The organism is Mesorhizobium sp. M0904 (assembly GCF_040319475.1).
GTDB lineage: Bacteria > Pseudomonadota > Alphaproteobacteria > Rhizobiales > Rhizobiaceae > Mesorhizobium.
This window is the reverse complement of the sequence record NZ_JAMYOC010000036.1, coordinates 24,993-42,090: the sequence shown is the minus strand read 5'-3', so window position 1 is coordinate 42,090 and position 17,098 is coordinate 24,993. Positions and strand designations below refer to the sequence as shown.

At 62.8% G+C, this 17,098-nt stretch carries 16 protein-coding genes and 1 pseudogene; 6 read left to right on the top strand and 11 right to left on the bottom strand.

Annotated features, from left to right (window positions below; translation table 11 throughout):
* Positions 1–120 precede the first annotated feature (120 nt).
* Both NKH80_RS28410 and NKH80_RS28405 read right to left on the bottom strand, forming a co-directional pair.
* Positions 121–870 (bottom strand): annotated as a pseudogene (locus NKH80_RS28410) (tripartite tricarboxylate transporter permease); the annotation flags it as partial.
* A gap of 220 nt (positions 871–1,090) precedes the next feature.
* Positions 1,091–1,546 carry a DUF2214 family protein gene (locus NKH80_RS28405; RefSeq protein WP_352687967.1) on the bottom strand — a complete coding sequence of 152 codons (456 nt, stop codon included), beginning with the start codon at positions 1,544–1,546 and terminating at the stop codon, positions 1,091–1,093.
* A gap of 226 nt (positions 1,547–1,772) precedes the next feature.
* Here NKH80_RS28405 and NKH80_RS28400 point away from each other — a divergent pair, with 226 nt between their 5' ends.
* The 6 genes from NKH80_RS28400 to NKH80_RS28375 all read left to right on the top strand — a co-directional run bounded on the left by NKH80_RS28400 (position 1,773) and on the right by NKH80_RS28375 (position 7,760).
* Positions 1,773–2,312, top strand: coding sequence for a GNAT family N-acetyltransferase (locus NKH80_RS28400; RefSeq protein ID WP_352506590.1), 540 nt, complete (start codon positions 1,773–1,775; stop codon positions 2,310–2,312).
* Positions 2,313–2,517: 205 nt separating this feature from the next.
* The gene (locus tag NKH80_RS28395) at positions 2,518–3,495 is read left to right on the top strand and encodes a Bug family tripartite tricarboxylate transporter substrate binding protein (RefSeq protein ID WP_352476418.1); all 978 of its coding nucleotides are present in this window, start codon (positions 2,518–2,520) and stop codon (positions 3,493–3,495) included.
* A 158-nt stretch (positions 3,496–3,653) separates the two neighbouring features.
* Positions 3,654–4,187, top strand: coding sequence for a tripartite tricarboxylate transporter TctB family protein (locus tag NKH80_RS28390; protein WP_352506588.1), 534 nt, complete (start codon positions 3,654–3,656; stop codon positions 4,185–4,187).
* 4 nt (positions 4,188–4,191) lie between these two features.
* On the top strand, positions 4,192–5,715 hold the full coding sequence (locus NKH80_RS28385) for a tripartite tricarboxylate transporter permease (protein ID WP_352995042.1): 1,524 nt from the start codon (positions 4,192–4,194) through the stop codon (positions 5,713–5,715).
* A gap of 15 nt (positions 5,716–5,730) precedes the next feature.
* Positions 5,731–6,915, top strand: a complete 1,185-nt coding sequence (locus NKH80_RS28380) for a CaiB/BaiF CoA transferase family protein (protein WP_352995039.1) — start codon at positions 5,731–5,733, stop codon at positions 6,913–6,915.
* Positions 6,912–7,760, top strand: coding sequence for a citryl-CoA lyase (locus NKH80_RS28375; protein WP_352995036.1), 849 nt, complete (start codon positions 6,912–6,914; stop codon positions 7,758–7,760). Before NKH80_RS28380 ends, NKH80_RS28375 begins: the two co-directional genes overlap by 4 nt.
* A 74-nt stretch (positions 7,761–7,834) precedes the next feature.
* Here NKH80_RS28375 and NKH80_RS28370 read toward each other — a convergent pair whose 3' ends face one another.
* From NKH80_RS28370 to NKH80_RS28330, 9 genes are all read right to left on the bottom strand, one after another.
* Complete coding sequence (locus NKH80_RS28370) at positions 7,835–8,344, bottom strand: NUDIX hydrolase (protein ID WP_352995033.1); 510 nt, start codon at positions 8,342–8,344, stop codon at positions 7,835–7,837.
* Between the two features lie 129 nt (positions 8,345–8,473).
* Positions 8,474–8,740, bottom strand: a complete 267-nt coding sequence (locus NKH80_RS28365) for a hypothetical protein (protein WP_352687974.1) — start codon at positions 8,738–8,740, stop codon at positions 8,474–8,476.
* A gap of 160 nt (positions 8,741–8,900) precedes the next feature.
* On the bottom strand, positions 8,901–9,593 hold the full coding sequence (locus tag NKH80_RS28360) for a response regulator transcription factor (RefSeq protein WP_352820607.1): 693 nt from the start codon (positions 9,591–9,593) through the stop codon (positions 8,901–8,903).
* Positions 9,590–12,331, bottom strand: a complete 2,742-nt coding sequence (locus NKH80_RS28355; RefSeq protein WP_352995027.1) for a DUF4118 domain-containing protein — start codon at positions 12,329–12,331, stop codon at positions 9,590–9,592. The genes NKH80_RS28360 and NKH80_RS28355 overlap by 4 nt, the downstream gene beginning before the upstream one ends.
* A 53-nt stretch (positions 12,332–12,384) precedes the next feature.
* Positions 12,385–12,954 (bottom strand): potassium-transporting ATPase subunit KdpC, encoded by a 570-nt coding sequence (kdpC, locus tag NKH80_RS28350; RefSeq protein ID WP_352820610.1) that lies wholly within the window; start codon positions 12,952–12,954, stop codon positions 12,385–12,387.
* 12 nt (positions 12,955–12,966) lie between these two features.
* On the bottom strand, positions 12,967–15,054 hold the full coding sequence (gene kdpB / locus NKH80_RS28345) for a potassium-transporting ATPase subunit KdpB (protein ID WP_352820612.1): 2,088 nt from the start codon (positions 15,052–15,054) through the stop codon (positions 12,967–12,969).
* The gene (locus NKH80_RS28340; protein WP_352649577.1) at positions 15,051–15,260 is read right to left on the bottom strand and encodes a hypothetical protein; all 210 of its coding nucleotides are present in this window, start codon (positions 15,258–15,260) and stop codon (positions 15,051–15,053) included. Before NKH80_RS28340 ends, kdpB begins: the two co-directional genes overlap by 4 nt.
* A 7-nt stretch (positions 15,261–15,267) precedes the next feature.
* Entirely contained in the window at positions 15,268–16,971 is a 1,704-nt protein-coding gene (gene kdpA / locus NKH80_RS28335; RefSeq protein ID WP_352820614.1) for a potassium-transporting ATPase subunit KdpA, read from the bottom strand.
* Positions 16,972–16,996: 25 nt separating this feature from the next.
* Positions 16,997–17,086 carry a K(+)-transporting ATPase subunit F gene (locus NKH80_RS28330; protein ID WP_023675300.1) on the bottom strand — a complete coding sequence of 30 codons (90 nt, stop codon included), beginning with the start codon at positions 17,084–17,086 and terminating at the stop codon, positions 16,997–16,999.
* Positions 17,087–17,098 lie beyond the last annotated feature (12 nt).

The following is a 17,098-nucleotide window of genomic DNA, read 5'->3' as shown; positions in this document are numbered from 1 at the left end:
CGACCGATGTGCTCACACCTTCCTGTCGGCGATCGCCTTCGCTGCAGCCTTCATCTTCTGGATCAATGAGTCCTGACCCTAGCTGAATCTAAAGTTCCTTTTATGCGGCGACATCCATGTTCAGGAACTCTCCTCGACGAACACCTCTTCGCGCTTCTTCTTGACCGCGGGGAGAAAGACGATGACGAGCACGGCGAGCGCGATGAGGAGCAGGCTGGCGCTGATCGGCCGCATCACGAAGGTGCTTGGGTCGCCGCGCGAGAGGATCATGGCGCGGCGCAGGTTTTCCTCAAGCAGCGGGCCGAGCATGAAGCCGAGCAGCAGCGGCGCAGGTTCGCAGCGCAGCTTGGTCAGGAGGTAGCCAAGCAAGCCGAAGAAGGCGACGGCATAGAGGTCGTAGACATTGGTGTTGACGCTGTAAACGCCGATCGAGCAGAACGCCATGATGATCGGGAAGAGCACGTAGTAGGGGATGGTAAGGAGTTTCACCCAGAGCCCGATCAGCGGCAGGTTCAAGACAATCAACATCAGATTGCCGATCCACATCGAGGTGATGATCCCCCAAAACAGCGCGGGCTGTTCGATGGCGACATTGGGGCCGGGCACGATGCCCTGGATGATCATCGCGCCGATCATCAGCGCCATTACCGGGTTGGCCGGAATACCGAGCGTCAGCATTGGGATGAAGGAGGTTTGGGCGCCGGCATTGTTGGCCGATTCCGGTCCGGCGACGCCTTCGATGGCGCCCTTGCCGAATTCCCCCGGGTTTTTCGAGACGCGCTTTTCGACGGTGTAGGACGCAAAGGCGGCAAGGATCGCGCCGCCTCCGGGCAGGATACCGAGCGCCGAACCGATGATCGTTCCGCGCACGCCGCAGCGGCAGCCAACGCGGCGATGAGTTTTCGCATCGTGTTTCCTCCCAGGATATGATTGCCAACCGCTGCGCGGGTTCCTCTAAAACCGACTGTAGATAGAGCAATAACTAGCGCAACCCGACAAATGACAATCGCGCTCAAACGGCAAACCGCACGTTTCTCTGCGCAAATGAGTGGCAACGTTGGGCCGTGCGATGCCCTTCCTCCAACCTATTCTAGTAGCCGTAGCCGCGCGCCATCGCCGCCGCGAACACCGGGATCAATAGGAAGATCGATGCCTCGGTGCGGACATAGGTGCGAACGGACGCCAGCTCCGCCGCAGGAACCTGGTAGCCGGGACTGATGCTCGCCTGCGTGTTCCAGGATAGGAAACGGATGGTCGGGATAATCGACAACAGGCCGACAATGGCGAAAGCGGCCATCTTTGCCCAGAACATCCAATTGTAGACGTAGAATTCCCAGCCTTTCAGACCATAGACGACGCGGCCGATGCCAACGACGATGATCAGCATGGCAATGATGCCGTAGTGGCGGTCGATGCCGACGAGCCGCTTCAGCGTCGCGGCGGACAAGTCGCTGCGGATCAGGACGAATTCGGCGCCGATGATGCCTGCCAACGAAAACACCAGCAAATGATGGCAGATGGCAAGCACAAGGTCGGTGGTGTCCATGCTGGATTCCCTCTGTCGGACGGCAGCGCCGAAACCCAACGCGCCTGAACCAATACCGGAGAAAAACTAACACCGCCTGGCAGGATTCACATCAGCCTGGAAGATGATCTACACAGCCTTGGCTCTTGTTTTTCACAACGGATTTGGATTTCCCGTCTCGTGCGTGTCGCTGTCCCCCTTTTGGAAGACCTGCGTTAGGCACCGGCAACACAAACGAGACATGACCATGGCCAGTCCGCATACAATTGTCGCCCCAGTGCTTGAGACCTCGCGCACGGTCCTGCGGCCGCACCGGCTTGACGATTTCGACGCCTATGTCGCTATGTGGGCCGATCCCGTCGTCACCCGCTTTATCGGCGGGAAGCCGCGCACGCGGGAGGAAAGCTGGATGCGCTTCCTACGCCACGCCGGCCTGTGGTCGCTTCTGGGCTACGGCTTCTGGGCGATCGAGGATAAGGCGACCGGCTGCTTCATCGGCGAGGCCGGCTTTCACGATCTGAAACGCGACATGACGCCGTCGATCGAGGGCATTCCGGAGACCGGCTGGGCTCTGGTTTCGGGCGCGCATGGCCACGGGTTGGCCAGCGAAGTCGTCGCACGGGTGCTTGCCTGGGGCGACGAAACGTTCGGCGCCGCGACGACCGTCTGCATCATCGATCCGGAGAACACCGGATCGCTAAACGTCGCGGCAAAATGTGGTTATGGCGAAGTGCTGCGAACCGTCTACCAAGGCAAGCCGACCATCCTGCTGGAGCGGCAGCCCTGACGGACACCGTCTGGCCTCTGCCTGCCACGTCGTCCGGCGTCGAGTTCGCCTGCCTGAAGACCGCACAGGCCGATTGTGCCGCATGCAGCGTGTTCTGTCTTTGACAGGAGGACGCAAACTCTGCATGAATTTTATCGAGCGGGTCTGAAATCAGGCCACGTTTCTGGCAGGCACCGGAGGAGGTGTCGCGATTTGGAGGAATCCCATGCTGAACAGACGCCGATTCTTGATGAGCACCGCGGCAGCAGGTGCTGCCGGACTCGCGGCATCGCATTTTGTCCCCGCCTTTGCGCAGGACGCGCCGCAGCTGCAGATTTTCGTGCCGGCGGCGCCGGGGGGCGGCTGGGACCAGACGGCGCGCGCCATGGACCAGGTGCTGCGCAGCGAAAAACTGATTTCCGGCTCGCAGATCACCAATGTCGGCGGCGCCGGCGGTACTGTCGGCCTGCCGCAATTCGTCAACCAATGGAAGGGCAAGGGCAATGCGCTGATGGTGGCCGGCATGGTCATGGTAGGCGCCATCATCGCCAACAAGGCGGCCAACAACCTTACCGAGGTCACGCCGATCGCCCGCCTCACCGGCGAGTTCGAGGCGCTTGTGGTGCCGGCCGCCTCCCCGTTCAAGACGGCCGCGGACTTTGTCGCTGCTCTCAAGGCTGACCCGACGCAGGTTCCGGTTGCTGGCGGTTCGGCCGGCGGCTCGGACCATATATTGTTCGGCCTCATCGCCAAGACCGTTGGTGTTCCGGCCACCAATCTTTCCTATGTGCCGTTCGCCGGCGGCGGCGAGGCGCTTTCGGCGCTGCTCGGCAACCAGGTCGCGGCCGGCATCTCCGGCTATGGCGAGTTCGCCGAACAGGTCAAGGCGGGTGCGCTGCGGCTGCTGGCCATCTCCGCGGACAAACGCCAGGAGGGGATCGATGCGCCGACGATGAAGGAAGCAGGCATCGATGTCGAGCTGTTCAACTGGCGTGGCGTCTTCGCACCGCCCGGCGTCTCGGACGCCGACAAGGCAGCAATGATCAAGCTGATCGAGACCATGGCCAAGAGCGACGCCTGGGCCACCGAATGCAAGAACCGCAACTGGACGCAGATCCTGCTCACCGGTGACGATTATGCGAAATTCGTCGCAGAAGACACGGCCCGCATCGGGACGATCCTCAAGGACCTCGGTCTAGCGTGATGCTCTCGGCAAGGGGTGGCAGCCTGCGCCAACCCTTGCCGACTTTCGCCAGCCGCATGGACATACGCCGCGCCGGAGGTGAAACTGCGCCAAGATCGGCCGAGTGAGACCGGTCCAGGGAGAACCGGCCCCAAGGGACCGACATTGGGAGGACGATGATGAGCACCAGCGACCAGCCGGCGCCGCCGCGCCTTGCAGTGCCCGAACTGCTGATCGGCGTCGGGCTCCTCGCCTGTGCGGGTGCGGTTGCCTGGCAGACGCTGGCAATCCCGGTGTCGCCGCTCTATTCCAAGGTCGGTCCGACCGTCTTTCCCTACATCACCATGACCGGCATGGTCATCCTGTCGCTGCTGCTCATCATTGCCGCCTTGCGGGGCGGCTGGCAGCCGGAGGACGAAAAGGCGACGCCGACCGACTGGAAGGCGATGGGCATCGTCGCCCTCGGACTGATCGCCAACCTCGTGCTGATCCAGCCGCTCGGCTTTACCGCGGCATCTGTCATCATGTTCGTTCTCATCTGCCACGGTTTCGGCAGCCGGCGTCCGCTGCGTGACGTGCTGCTCGGGCTGATCCTGGCGCTGGCCGCCTATTTCGGCTTTGCCAGGGCGCTCGGCGTCAATATCGGCGCCGGCTTCATCGAAAACCAGCTGAACGCGATCGTCGATTCGCTCGTCACCATGCTGAGGGGCTGACGCCATGGAAACGCTCGGCCATCTCGCGCACGGATTTTCGGTCGCCTTCTCGCCGATCAATCTCATATGGTGCCTGGTCGGCACCACGCTTGGGACTGCGATCGGCGTGCTGCCCGGTCTCGGACCGGCACTGACCATAGCGCTGCTGTTGCCGATCACCTATCAGGTGGCGCCGGAGGCATCCTTCATCCTGTTTGCCGGTATCTATTACGGCGCCATGTATGGCGGCTCGACGACATCGATCCTGCTCAACACGCCTGGCGAAAGCGCCACCATCGTCACCGCGCTCGAGGGCAACAGGATGGCCCGCTCCGGCCGTGGCGGTGCGGCCCTGGCGACCTCGGCGATCGGTTCCTTCGTCGCCGGCACGCTGGGCACGATCGGCGTTGCCTTTCTGGCGCCGATCGTCGTCAAATTTGCGCTGGCCTTCGGCCCGGCCGAATATTTCTCGCTGATGGTGCTGGCCTTCATCACGGTTTCGGCGGTGCTCGGCTCGTCGTCGGTACGCGGCCTGACCAGCCTGTTCGCCGGCTTCGTCGTCGGCATGATAGGCGTCGACCTGCAGACGGGGCAGCCGCGCTTCACCTTCGGCATGAGCGAATTGTTGGACGGCGTCGACGTCATCGTCGTCGCCGTTGGCCTGTTCGCCGTTGGCGAGACGCTTTACATGGCCTCGCGCCGCTATGCCGGCAAGGACGACATCGTGCCGTTGAAAGGGTCGCTCTACATGACCGCGGCCGAATGGTCGCGCTCGTGGAGGCCATGGCTGCGCGGCTCTCTGATCGGCTTCCCGATCGGCGCCATGCCGGCCGGCGGCGCCGAAATCCCGACCTTCCTCTCCTATGCCATCGAGAAGAAACTCTCCAGACACAAGGACGAGTTCGGCACCGTCGGTGCCATCGAGGGCGTTGCCGGACCGGAAGCGGCCAACAATGCATCCGCGGCCGGCGTGTTGGTGCCGATGCTGACGCTCGGCCTGCCGACCTCGGCGACGGCCGCAATCATGCTGTCGGCATTCCAGAGCTACGGTATCAATCCGGGGCCGCTGCTGCTGACGACGCAGGCCGACCTGGTGTGGGGGCTGATCGCCAGCCTGTTCATCGCCAACGTCATCCTCGTCGTCCTTAACCTGCCGCTAATCGGGCTTTGGGTGCGATTGCTGAAGATCCCGGCGCCGCAGCTCTATGCCGGCATCCTGGTGTTCGCCACAGTCGGCACCTACGGCATCTCGCAATCGCCGATCGACCTCGTCATCCTCTATCTGTTCGGTGCCGCCGGTTTCCTGATGCGGCGTTTCGATTTTCCGACCGCGCCGGTTATCATCGGCATGATTCTCGGGCCCCTTGCCGAAACGCAGTTCCGCCGCGCGATGACCATCTCCAACGGCGATTGGACGGTGTTCTACAAGCATCCGCTGTCGCTGACGCTGCTGACGCTGGCCTTCATCGGGCTGGTTGGCCCGCATATCTGGGCCTACATCGAGCACAGACGCATGCGTGGACCGGAGCACGTGCCGGGCGATGCCTGAGCTGTTCGTGACGTCATGACAGACCTGCTTTGCGGCATCCGCATCCTTGACCTGACCAATGTGTTGGCCGGCCCCTATTGCGCCTACCAGCTGGCGTTGCTCGGGGCCGACGTCATCAAGGTCGAGACGCCGCAAGGCGGCGATCTGGCGCGCCAGCTCGGCGCCTCTCCGGAGCTCAACCGGGCGGGCATGGGCGCTTCGTTCCTGGCGCAGAATGCCGGCAAACGCTCGGTGGCGCTCGATCTCAAGCAGCACGCCGACCGCGAACGCTTCCTCGATCTGGTCGCTTCGGCCGACGCGCTGGTCGAGAATTTCCGTCCCGGCGTAATGGGCCGGCTGGGGCTTGGCCATGCCAGGCTGAAAGAAGTCCGGCCAAGCCTTGTCTATTGTGCGATATCGGGCTTCGGCCAGACCGGGCCGATGCGCGACAATCCAGCCTACGACCAGATCATCCAGGGTCTTTCGGGGATTATGAGCATCACCGGTACACTGGAAACCGCGCCGCTGCGTGTTGGCTATCCGGTCGCCGATACGCTTGGCGGGCTGGTCGGGGCGTTCGCCATTGCCGCCGCATTGGTCAAGCAGAAGACGACAGGCGAGGGCGCATTCCTCGACGTCTCGATGCTCGAATGCACGCTTTCTGCGCTCGGCTGGCCGGTGTCGAACTATCTGACGGCGGACGTCGAGCCGCAGCCGATGGGCAATGAAAATATGACGGCCGCACCGTCTGGCGCGTTTCGCACTGGCGACGGCTTGCTCAACATCGCAGCCAACAAGCAGGAGCAGTTCGTCACACTGTGCCGGTTGATCGGTCGGCCGGAGCTGGCGTCGGACGCCCGCTTTGCCGAGCGAGAAACGCGCAAGCAGAACCGCATTGCATTGAAAGCGCTGATCGAGGATGCCTTGGCGAGCGGCTCGGCCGCCGCCTGGGAGGAGACGTTCAATCGCGCCGGCGTGCCGGCAGGCCGGGTGCTGACAATCCCGCAGATACTGCAGGAGCGACAGGTGATCGAGCGCGGCATGACGGCGCGCTTCCCGGCTGTGTCCGGGATGGACCAGCCGCTGACCGTGGTGCGCGGCGGCTTCATGGTCGATGGCCAGGCACCTTTGCCGAGCAGGCCGCCGCCGGGGCTCGGCGAGCATATGGGCGAGGTTTTTGCCGGCCTGCCGCCGCGTGCCAGGAAAAGAGCGAAGGCATGAGCGGAACGCAAAACAAGACTGGTCGCGCACGCGGCGAGGAATGGTGGCAGACCGGCATCATCGAGATGCGCCCCGGCGTCATCCGGCTGCGCGGCTATGAAATCCAGGATCTGATCGGCCGCGTCAGCTTTCCGGCAATGATCTGGCTGATGCTGCGCGGCGAACTGCCAGGCGAGGAGCAGGCGGCGCTGCTTGGCATCGCGCTGGGTGCTGCCGTCGACCATGGGCCGCAGGCGCCGTCGATCGCCATCGCCCGTATGGCGATCACCTGCGGCGTCGGCATCAACAGCGCCATGGCATCAGCCGTCAACGTGCTTGGCGATGTGCATGGCGGCGCCGGCGAACAGGCGCTTTCCTTCTACGGAGACATCGCTGCCGAACTGGACGCCGGCATGCCGCTTGCGGACGCCGTGTCGGCGCGGCTCGATCGTTTCCTTGCCGGGGAAAACGGCTATGTGCCCGGGCTCGGCCATCGTTTCCATCCGGTCGACCCGCGGGCGCCCCGCCTCATCGAGTTAACCCGCGACTTTGCCGCGCGCGGCATCGTCAGCGGGCGCTTCGCCGACATCGCCGAGGCGATCGAGGCCGAGGTGGCGCGGCGCAAGGGCAAAAAAATCCCGCTCAATATCGACGGCGCCACGGCCGTCATCTACGGCGAGCTCGGCTTCCCGCCGCCGCTGACGCGCGGCCTTTTCGTGCTGTCACGCTCGGTCGGCATCCTCGCACATGCGTGGGAACAGTCGCAGGAAAGCGACCGCAACAAGGGGCCGCTGCCGCGCGAATGGCTGTGGGCCTATACCGGCATGCCGGTGCGATCTTTGCCCGAGGGCGACGGCGGCAAGTGAGATTTCGGTTCAAGTGACGGCGGCAGGCGCTGTGGCCAATTCCATCCCGATCCAGTCGTGATAGCCTCGATCCTTTACTGAGCGTGATCTTTTCCGAAAGCCGGATTCTTTTTTTTGGAACTATACTCCAGCTCGGGAATCCTGACGTTCCTCACCAGCGTCGAGAGATCCGGCTCGTCGATGAGCACCGCCGCGTCGGCCGGCGCCAGCCACGCACGCTGACGCCTCTTGGATTCTTCCCAGTCGGCAAGTTCCTCGGTTACCTCCAGCAAATAGACGACGACGTCGACACGGACGAAGCGGTTCGCCAGCCGCTTCCAGTAGCAATAGGTGCCGGCCGGCTGTTTCAGTGTCTTGCCCAGAACGCCGGCTTCTTCCTGTGCTTCGATGGTGGCCGCCTTTCGGCCGCTCTTGCCCTTCATCGGCCAGCCCTTCGGCACAATAAAGCGCCTTGTCGTTCGCGATGTAACCAGCATCACCTCGACGTCGCCATGCTCGTTCAGCCGAAACGGGATCGCCGCGACCTGGCGAATCCGGTCGCCCTTCCTTGCCTTGCGTACGACCTTCTTCTTGCTGGCTGCCATTCGATAATCCAGTCGAGGCGGTGCCCAAACGGCAAGGGCAGCGTTGCAAAGTCGGCCGCTTTCAATGGGGCGCAAGCGGAGCGGTTTCCACAATATATAAGTCGGCTAAATAAATGAAAGGGCCGGTCGTCAGCGGCAGGTGCTGACGAAGCCGCTCCCCGACGGCAGCAACTGGCAAGTTGGCCTCATCTGCGGCACCTCCTGCCGTTCCGGTGTTGGGATTTGGCGATCCTGGGCACGGTACTGCTGTTGCTGCTGCTGGTATTGCTGCCGCCGCAGCCTGTTCTCCAACATCTGCAACTGGTCCTGCTGGATCAACACGTTGCGGTCGGCGGGACTGACGACCTGTGCCGATGCAGCAGGATTTACGCCCGACAGCATCGCCGAAGTCAGCATTGCCGACCCTAAAAACCTCAATAGACGAAGCCGCGACATCCATTCATTCCCGCACAAAACCGATCTTTCCTTAATATAGGGCTTTTGTCCGGCGACACCATGGCCGCCGCTGATTTGAAGCGGATTGGAAGAGGCATTTCGGCTTCGGATGCTCGTCGCGTCAATCGACTTCGCGCAGCCGGTATCCGACGCCAGTCTCGGTGGTGATATAGCGAGGCTGGTCGGGCGTTTTTTCGATCTTTTGCCTGATCTGCCGGACGTAGACTCTGAGATATTGAATGTCGGTGGAATCGCCCCAGACCTGCTTCAGCAGGAATTGGTGGGTGAGAACCTTGCCGGCATGCTGTACGAGGATGCGGAGGATGTCGTATTCCTTCGGCGAGAGCTTTATCTCCTTGTCCTCGACCTTGACGATGCGCTTCACCAGATCGACGGAGAGGTCGCCGGTCTGGAACACCGGTCTCTCACCCTGCTGCTGGAACTTGTGGCGAAGCGCGACGCGGATGCGTGCGACAAGCTCGTTCATACCGAATGGCTTGGTTACATAATCGTCGGCGCCGAGTTCGAGGGCCGAGACGATGCCGGCCTCATCAGTGCGGCTGGAAAGAATAACCACGGGAATGTCCAGGCCATCATCCCGCCATTTGCGGAGCAGCTCATGCCCGCTCATGCCGGGCAGGCCGAGATCGAGCAGCACAAGGTCTGGCTTTTCCGTCTCGATGAGTTCAATCGCCGCCCTGGCGTTCGGCGCCTCGCTGATCGCATAGCCTTGGCTGTCAAGCCCGACGCGAAGCAGTTTCCGGATCGGCGGTTCGTCGTCGACCACCAATATCCTGACGTCCAGGCTCGTCATGGCAGATCGTCCGTATTTTGATGGTCCGTCTCGGGTTCGCCGAGATTGGGCAGTTCCGCCGGCACCAGTTGCATCTTGATCGTGAAAACCGCCCCCGAGCGGTCGGACCTGTTTGCCGCCGAGAGCGTCCCGCCCATCGCTTCGATGAAGCCGCGGCAAATCGACAGGCCGAGCCCGGTGCCGGCACGCACCTGGTCACCCTTGCGCACACGGTAGAAAGTGTCGAAAACGCGCTTCAGGTCCGCTGGCGGAATGCCTGGTCCCTCGTCCATGATCTGCAGGATGATGAAGCCGTTATCGGCCCAGGCCTGCAGGCGGATCGTCGAACCTGGTGGCGCGTATTTTGCAGCATTGTCGAGGAGGTTGAACAGCACCTGTTCGAACAGAACGGGGTCGACCCGCAACATCGGCAGATCCGATGGAATGTCGATCTCGGTCTTATGCTCGCGGACGATTTTGCGGGCCCGATGCAGAGCTGAGCCGACAATGTCGCCGAGATAGTGAAAGGCGTAGTTCGGCTCCATCGTGCCGGATTCGATCTTGGTCATATCGAGCAGATTGGCAATAAAGCGGTTAAGCCTCTCCGCCTCATCGAGCACGGTCGACAGCAGTTCCGTCCGGTCCTGCTCGGAAAGCGCGGCCTCGAAGTCCCTGAGTGTTCCGGCCGCGCCCATGATGGCGGCAAGCGGCGTTTTCAAATCGTGGGAAATGGAGGTGAGCAAGGCCGAGCGCAGACGGTCTGCCTCGGCCGCAAGCTTGGCCCGGTCAACATCGGCGACGAGCTGGATGCGCTCGATGGCGACCGCCGCCTGGTCGGCAAGCGCATCGAGCAGACGCTGCTGCTCGGGTGTCAGCAGCGGACCTTGCTTATCGTTGTCGAGGCCGACAACGCCCACCGCCGTGCGTCCGGTTCGCAAGGGCAGATAGAGGCGTTTTGCTCCGGGCAGCGTGTCGGCGCCGCGCCCCGCGGCGCGGTTATGCTCCCAGGCCCAGCGGGCTGCTGCAATGTCGGCCTCGGCCAGCGTGTCGTCGGGTGGGTAGCCGGCTTTGACCGCAATTGTACCGTCCTCCGGCAGAAGCAGCACCACGCGCAGCTTCAGCATCGAGGCGATCTGGAAGGCAGTCGCCCAGAGAACGTCGTCGAGCGTGCCAGCACCGGCGAGCTTCTTTGAGAAGAGATAAATATCTTCAGTGGCGCGTGCCCGCGAGCGCGCAGCGACCGCCTGACGCTGCACGCGCGCTGTTAGATTGCTGGCAATGACCGCAACAACCAGGAAGACAGCCAGCGCAACGATGCTCTCCGGATCCTCGATCGTCAGCGTGTAGCGTGGTTCCAGGAAGAAATAGTTGAAGGCAATGGCGCTGATGAGGCAGGCATACAAAGCCGGCCAGAGACCGCCGGTCACAGCCGACGTCAGGACCCCAATGAGAAAGATGACCGCCAGGTTGCGGACGTCGAGAAACTGGTCGAGAAGGACGGCGAAGGCGAGCGAGCCAACAACATAGGCCGTGGCCCTGAGATAGGGCCAGATCTCGAACTGCCACTGCTCGTCCGCCGCCTTGACGGTCGTCGACGTCGCTTCGGCGTTGCGTTCGTTTCCCGAAATGACATGGACGCTGATGTCGCCGGCATTGCGGATGAGATCGTAAGTGAGCGAGCCTTCGATCAATTCCCGCCAGCGCGATCGGGTCGGCCTGCCGATCACGATATGGGTGAAGTTGTTCGCCGTCGCATGCCGAACGATGTCTTGCGCGACGTTCTGACCCGGAATGGTCGTCACCTCGGCACCGAGCTGCTCGGCAAGGCGCAGCTGCGTCGCCAGCCGATCCTTGTCCTCCTCGGGCATGGCAGCTGAACGAGGGGTATCGACATGAAGCGCCGTCCAAGGGGCGCGGAGCCGGTCGGCCAACCTCCGCGCATAACGTACACGGGCCGCCCCGCCCGGACGCGCATCGACGCAGACGAGAACCCTTTCCCCCGCCGCCCAAGGCCCGGGTATCGCGTGGGCCTGCATGTGGGTCAGCAACTGCTCGTCGACCCGCTGGGCAGTGCGGCGGAGCGCCAATTCCCGAAGCGCCGTCAGATTGCCCGGCGAGAAATAGTTCTCGATGGCGCGCTGGGCGGTGCTGGGGATGTAGACCTTGCCTTCCTCAAGCCGCTTGATCAGATCGTCGGGGGTCAGGTCGATCATCTCGATATCGTCTGCCTGGTCGATTATGGAGTCTGGGACAGTTTCCCGCACCCTGACGCGGGTGATCTGCGTCACGACATCGTTCAGACTCTCGACGTGCTGGATATTCAGCGTCGTGTAGACATCGATGCCGTGCGTCAGGATTTCCTGGACGTCGAGGTAGCGCTTGGGGTGACGGCTGCCCGGCGCGTTGGTATGGGCAAGTTCGTCGACCAGAACCAGCGCCGGGTGCCGGGCGAGGATGGCGTCGAGATCCATCTCCTCGAGGATCCGCCCTTTGTAATCGATCTCAAGGCGAGGAATGACCTCGTAGCCTTCGACCAGCGTCTGGGTTTCATTGCGGCCGTGCGTCTCGACGATACCGATTACTACGTCGATCCCGTCGGCCAGCCTGGCGCGGCCCGACATCAGCATCTCGCAGGTCTTGCCGACACCGGGGGCGGCGCCGAGAAATATCCTCAGGCGACCGCGCTCCTCTCGCTGGGCATGCTCGAGTAGCGCGTCGGGAGAGGGCCTGGTTTCGGCGGTGCGGCTGTCGTCTGGCATAAGCGTCAATCATGAACGGCGCCGGCTTCGGTGTCGATCCCGGCGCCGGTCCTTTACTGTTTCATCGCATCGTCCAGCGCAAGGTTGAGGGCCAGCACATTAACTACCGGCTCGCCGATGAATCCCAATTCGCGATCTTCGACATGGCTGTCGACAAGCGATTTGATCCTGGATTCATCGACGCCCCTGGCCTTGGCCACCCTGGCGACCTGAAAATAGGCCGCGTCGGGGCTGATATGCGGATCGAGACCGCTGCCGGACGTGGTGACCAGATTCATCGGTACCGGCTGGCTCGGGTTTTCCACTCTCAGCTTTTCGGCGTCGCTCTTGATCCTGTCGATGAGCTTCGGGTTGGTCGGGCCGAGATTCGAGCCGCCCGAGGCGGCGGCATTGTAACCGTCGCCGGCAGCCGACGGGCGGCCATGGAAGTAGCGGTCGCTTTCGAAAGCCTGGCCGATCAGCTCGGAACCGACGAGCTTGCCGTCCTTCTCGATCAGGCTGCCATTGGCCTGGCGCGAAAACAGCGCCTGGGCAATGCCGGTCATGCCGATCGGATAGACCAAACCCGTCAGAATGGTGAAGAAGACGATCATGACGATCGCGGGCCTGATTTGATTGAGCATCGACGTGGTTCCTTAGGCGAGACCGAGAACGGTGATGCCCATGTCGATCACCTTGATGCCGACGAAGGGGACGACCACGCCGCCGAGGCCATAGACAATGAGATTGCGGCTGAGCAGCGCACCGGCGCCGACCGCGCGGTATTTGACACCCCTCAGCGACAGCGGGATCAGCGCGATGATGATCAGCGCGTTGAAGATGATGGCCGAGAGGATAGCGCTCTGCGGCGTCGCCAGATGCATGACATTGAGCGCTTGCAGCGGCCCGGCGGTCTGGCCCGGGGCGATGTAGAAGACGGCGAATATTGCTGGGATGATGGCAAAATACTTGGCTACGTCGTTGGCGATGGAGAAGGTGGTCAGCGAGCCACGCGTCATCAGCAGCGCCTTGCCGATTTCTACGATCTCGATCAGCTTGGTCGGATCGCTGTCGAGATCGACCATGTTGCCGGCCTCGCGCGCCGCGACCGTGCCGGTGTTCATGGCAACGCCGACATCGGCCTGCGCGAGGGCCGGCGCATCGTTAGTGCCATCGCCGCACATCGCGACAAGTTTGCCTTTGGCCTGCTCGTCGCGGATCAGCTTCAACTTGTCCTCGGGCGTCGCCTGGGCAAGGAAGTCGTCGACGCCGGCTTCCGCCGCGATCGCCGCCGCGGTCATCGGATTATCGCCGGTGATCATAACCGTGCGGATGCCCATGCGGCGCAATTCGGCAAAGCGTTCTGCGATGCCGCCCTTGACGATGTCCTTCAGATGGACGACGCCGAGGAGGCGCCCGTCGCGCTCGACCGCGAGTGGAGTGCCACCCGATTTGGCGATCTCGTCGGCGATCGCCTGAAGGTCGCGGACGGTGTCGCTGCGCGTACGGCCTGTGGCAACCGTCGAGAGCTTGACGTGGGCAAGTACCGCATCGACTGCGCCCTTGCGGACCGAGGAGCCTTCCAGATCGACGCCGCTCATGCGGGTTTGCGCGGAGAAAGGCACGAACGTCGCGTGCAGGCTTGCCATGTCGCGGGCGCGGATGGCGTATTTTTCCTTCGCCAGGACGACGATCGAGCGGCCTTCCGGCGTTTCGTCGGCAAGCGAGGCAAGCTGGGCCGCGTCCGCCAGTTCCTGTTCGGTGACGCCCTTGACCGGACGAAATGCCGTCGCCTGCCGGTTGCCCAGCGTGATGGTTCCGGTCTTGTCGAGCAGCAGCGTGTCGACATCGCCGGCCGCCTCGACGGCGCGGCCCGACATGGCCAGCACGTTGAAGCGCACCAGGCGGTCCATGCCGGCAATGCCGATCGCCGACAGCAGGGCGCCAATTGTGGTCGGGATCAGGGTAACGAACAGGGCGACCAGCACCGTCACCGAGATATGACCGCCCGAATACGAGGCGAAGCTCGGGATCGTCGCCGTGGCCAGCACGAAGATCAGCGTCATGCCGACGAGCAGGATATTGAGCGCGATCTCGTTGGGTGTCTTCTGGCGCTCGGCGCCCTCGACCAACGAGATCATGCGGTCGAGGAACGTATGGCCGGCAGCCGCGGTGATGCGCACGCGGATCCAGTCGGACAAGACCTGCGTGCCGCCGGTCACCGCCGAACGGTCGCCGCCGGATTCGCGGATGACCGGTGCGGATTCGCCGGTGATGGCCGCCTCGTTGACTGACGCCACGCCTTCGACCACCTCGCCGTCCGAGGGGATGATGTCGCCGGCTTCGACAAGCACGATGTCGCCGACCTTCAAGCTGGTGCCGGGCACCAGTTTGAACTTGCTGCGGTCGCCATCGTTCAACAGCTTGGCCTGCGTCTCGGTTCGCGCCCGGCGCAGCGAGTCTGCCTGCGCCTTGCCGCGGCCTTCGGCCACCGCTTCGGCGAAATTGGCGAAGAGCACGGTGAACCACAGCCAAATGATGATCTGCAGCGTGAAGCCAAGATCGCCGCCGCTGGTAACGAGATCCTTGACGAACAGCACGGTGGTGAGCGCCGAGACGACGGCGACGACAAACATCACCGGGTTTCGCATCAAGGTGCGCGGGTTCAGTTTTCTGAAGGAACCGGCGATAGCGGGCCACAGAATGCGGGTATCCATGATGCTCACGGATTTCGACGGGCTCATTTGGTGGCTCCAGTGTCGATGTTGTTGACCGGTCGATCCTGTGCCGAACGAAGGTGCGGCGGCCCGTAAGCCAGCAGCCAGATCATGATCAAGGCTGCCGCAATAGCGAGGAATGTGGACAGCGTCGGGAAAGGAGGGGGCGTTTTCTCTCCCTCCGGCTCGGGGCGATGCCGGACCTTTCGAGGTATGATCTTGAACCAGGGCATGGCCGTTTCAGAATGTCTGACCGTGAATCATCGCCAGGTGCTCGACGATCGGTCCGACCGCCAGGGCCGGGAAGAAGGTCAGGCCACCGACGACCAAGATGACACCGACCAGCAGCCCGACGAACAGTGGACCGTCGGTCGGGAAGGTGCCGGCGGAGGCAGGGACGGTCTTCTTCGCAACCAGCGAGCCAGCAATCGCCAACGCCGGAATGATGACCAGGAAGCGGCCCATCAGCATGCCGATGCCGAGCGTTACGTTGTACCAGGGCGTGTTTCCGCTGAGACCGCCAAAGGCGGAGCCATTGTTCGCCGCGGCCGAGGTGTAGGCATAGAGAACCTCGGAGAAGCCGTGTGGACCAGCATTGGCGATGGAAGCAACGCCCGTCGGCAGCAGCACCGCGATAGCGGTGAAGATCAGCATTGCCAGCGGCAGGCAGAGCACGGCCAGCATCGCCATCTTGACCTCCTTGGCCTCGATCTTCTTGCCGAGATATTCGGGCGTACGTCCGACCATCAGCCCGGCGACAAAGACGGCGATGACGATGAACATCAGGATACCGTAGAAGCCGGCTCCGACGCCGCCGACAATAACCTCGCCGAGCTGCATGTTGATGATCGGGATCATGCCGCCAAGTGCGGTGAAGCTGTCATGCATGGCATTGACCGCGCCGCAGGAAGCGGCGGTGGTGATGACGGCAAACAGCGCCGACAGAGCGATGCCGAAACGGCTCTCCTTGCCCTCCATGTTGCCGCCGTCGACGCCCAGCGCGTGGACCAGCGGATTGCCTGCGGATTCCGCCCAGTAGCAGACGGCAACGCCGGCGATGAACAGCACGCCCATAGCCGACAGAATTGCCCAGCCCTGGCGCTGGTTGCCTACCATGCGGCCGAAGACATTGGTCAACGCCGCGCCGAGGGCGAAGATCGTCACCATCTGGATCAGGTTGGAGATTGCGTCGGGATTTTCGAAGGGATGTGCTGCATTGGCGTTGAAGAAACCGCCGCCATTGGTGCCGAGCATCTTGATGGCAACCTGGGAAGCGACCGGCCCGACCGCTATAGTCTGTTGCGCGCCTTCGAGCGTCGTCGCGTTGACGTAGGCAGCGAGCGTCTGCGGCATGCCGAGATAGACATAGACCAGAGTCAGGACGATGCAGAACGGCAAAAGCAGATAGAGCGTGCCGCGGGTCATATCGACCCAGAAATTGCCGATCGATTTGCCTGAGGCCCTGGCAAAGCCGCGGATCAGTGCGACCGCAATGGCGATGCCGGTCGCCGCCGACAGAAAATTCTGCACGGTCAAGCCGGCCATCTGCACGAGATAGGACATCGTGCTTTCGCCGCCGTAGTTCTGCCAGTTGGTGTTGGTCATGAAGCTGGCGGCGGTGTTGAAGGCCAGCTCAGGTTCGACGGCGGTCATGCCGGCCGGATTGTAGGGCAGGCCGCCTTGCAGCCGTTGCAGCGAATAGAGCACCAGGAAGCCGGCCAGGTTAAAGAACAGCAGGGCCGCCGCATAGGAGGTCCAGTGCTGCTCCTCGCGCTCGCTGGTCCCTGATATGCGGTAGAGCCCGCGCTCGAGCGGGGCCAGAATTGACGACAGGAATGTGCGCTCGCCGCTGAAAACGCGATACATGTAGCCGCCGAGCGGCTTGGCCAGCAGAGCGACGATCCCGCAATAGACGAGGATCTGCAGCCATCCGTTGATTGTCATGGGGTTGGCTCCTTGCCAGCGGAGATCAGAAGCGTTCCGGGCGAACGAGGGCGTATGTCAGGTAGGCGAGAAGAAACAAGGTCACGGCGCCGCCGAGGATATAGTCGAAAAGCATGTTACGATCCCT

Coding starts and splice junctions, on each gene's coding strand:
- NKH80_RS28330 (WP_023675300.1), bottom strand. CDS start 17,086: ATGCTTTTCGACTATATCCTCGGCGGCGCCGTGACCTTGTTTCTTCTC.
- kdpB (WP_352820612.1), bottom strand. CDS start 15,054: ATGAGCCCGTCGAAATCCGTGAGCATCATGGATACCCGCATTCTGTGG.
- NKH80_RS28365 (WP_352687974.1), bottom strand. CDS start 8,740: ATGCTGACTTCGGCGATGCTGTCGGGCGTAAATCCTGCTGCATCGGCA.
- NKH80_RS28360 (WP_352820607.1), bottom strand. CDS start 9,593: ATGACGAGCCTGGACGTCAGGATATTGGTGGTCGACGACGAACCGCCG.
- NKH80_RS28395 (WP_352476418.1), top strand. CDS start 2,518: ATGCTGAACAGACGCCGATTCTTGATGAGCACCGCGGCAGCAGGTGCT.
- NKH80_RS28400 (WP_352506590.1), top strand. CDS start 1,773: ATGGCCAGTCCGCATACAATTGTCGCCCCAGTGCTTGAGACCTCGCGC.
- NKH80_RS28375 (WP_352995036.1), top strand. CDS start 6,912: ATGAGCGGAACGCAAAACAAGACTGGTCGCGCACGCGGCGAGGAATGG.
- NKH80_RS28370 (WP_352995033.1), bottom strand. CDS start 8,344: ATGGCAGCCAGCAAGAAGAAGGTCGTACGCAAGGCAAGGAAGGGCGAC.
- NKH80_RS28390 (WP_352506588.1), top strand. CDS start 3,654: ATGAGCACCAGCGACCAGCCGGCGCCGCCGCGCCTTGCAGTGCCCGAA.
- NKH80_RS28340 (WP_352649577.1), bottom strand. CDS start 15,260: ATGCCCTGGTTCAAGATCATACCTCGAAAGGTCCGGCATCGCCCCGAG.
- kdpA (WP_352820614.1), bottom strand. CDS start 16,971: ATGACAATCAACGGATGGCTGCAGATCCTCGTCTATTGCGGGATCGTC.
- NKH80_RS28380 (WP_352995039.1), top strand. CDS start 5,731: ATGACAGACCTGCTTTGCGGCATCCGCATCCTTGACCTGACCAATGTG.
- NKH80_RS28355 (WP_352995027.1), bottom strand. CDS start 12,331: ATGCCAGACGACAGCCGCACCGCCGAAACCAGGCCCTCTCCCGACGCG.
- NKH80_RS28385 (WP_352995042.1), top strand. CDS start 4,192: ATGGAAACGCTCGGCCATCTCGCGCACGGATTTTCGGTCGCCTTCTCG.
- NKH80_RS28405 (WP_352687967.1), bottom strand. CDS start 1,546: ATGGACACCACCGACCTTGTGCTTGCCATCTGCCATCATTTGCTGGTG.
- kdpC (WP_352820610.1), bottom strand. CDS start 12,954: ATGCTCAATCAAATCAGGCCCGCGATCGTCATGATCGTCTTCTTCACC.